General features: G+C 80.1%; 1 pseudogene. It reads left to right on the plus strand.

Annotated features, from left to right (window positions below):
• Positions 1 to 1320, plus strand: a pseudogene (locus JFN87_RS33150) (hypothetical protein); the annotation flags it as partial.

A 1320-nucleotide genomic window follows, 5' to 3' on the forward strand; every position in this document is an offset into this window, starting at 1 on the left:
ATCCGGGAGGCCGAGCGCGACGCGGCGCCCGCGCTCGCCGCGCGCGCCACGGCGGCGGCCGACCTCGTACGCGCCCTGCACGCGGCCGCCGGGGACGCCGAGGGCCTCGCCAACGAGGAGGAGGCGCGCTCCGCCACCCTCCAGGACACCGCCGAGACCGCCCACCGCGATGCCACTTCGGCCGCCACCGCCGCACAGCGCGCGCGCAGCGAGTCCGACCACCTGCGCGGGCCGCGGTGCGGGCGAGCGCGCCAGGGAGGCCGCCGGCGCGGAAAGCCGCACCGAACTGGCCGCCGCGCGCGCCAAGGACGCGGCGCAGGCCGCGGAGCGCGCGTACGAGGCGGAGCGCCGCGCGGCGGAGTCGATCGCGGCGGACGACCGCCTCACCGAGTTGCTCTCCCTGCCTGCGGCGTCCGGAAGCCCCGGCGTGCCGGCGCCCCGTGCCGGCACCCACGGTGGCGGAGGCGCCGGCCGTGGGCCGCTGTCGGCCGAGGAGTTCGACGGTCACGCCGATGAACTGCGCGACCTGCTCGACCAGTCCATCGCCTCCGCCGAGCGCCGCCTGTTCGACCTGCGCACCGCGGCCGCCGACGACGCGCGCATCCTCGGCGCGCTCGGCGACGGCGGGCTCCTGCCGCCGGGCCCCGACGTGCTCGCCACCGTCGAGTACCTCGGCGAGCACGGCATCCCCGCGCTGCCCGGCTGGCGCTACCTCGCGCAGAGCGTCGACCCCACCGACCACGCCGCCGTCCTCGCCACCCGCCCCGAACTGGTCGACGGCGTCGTCATCACCGACCACGCCTCCCACGCGCGCGCCCGCGACGTGCTCGCCGCCGCCGCGCTGCTGCCCCGCTCCACCGTCGCCGTCGGCACGGCGGCCGCGCTGCTCGCGCCGGTGCCGCGCGGCGGCGAGGACGGCGCGGGCGACGTCTTCCTCGTACCGCCCAACCCCGCGATGCACGACGAGCACGCCGCCGACCAGGAGCGGCGGGAGCTGCGCGACCGCGCCGCCGCTCGCGACGAGGAGATCGCGGAGGTCGCGGCACGCCTCGCCGGGGACCGCGCTCTCGCGGCCCGCGTCGGCTCCTGGCGTGCCGACTGCCCGCCGGGGACGCTGGCGGAGCTGGCCGCGTCGGCGCGTACGGCCCGCGAGAGCGCCGGGCGTGCCGAGGAGGAACTGGCCGTGGCCCGCGCCGCGAGCGCTGAGGCCGAGCAGGCCGCGGCGGACACGGCGCGAGCCGGCGAGGAGCGCCAGGAGGCCGCCCAGCGCGCCCGGCGCGCCGCCGACGCACTCTCGGGCCTCGCGCACCGGCTGCGAGA

The organism is Streptomyces montanisoli (assembly GCF_017813245.1).
Lineage (GTDB): Bacteria > Actinomycetota > Actinomycetes > Streptomycetales > Streptomycetaceae > Streptomyces > Streptomyces montanisoli.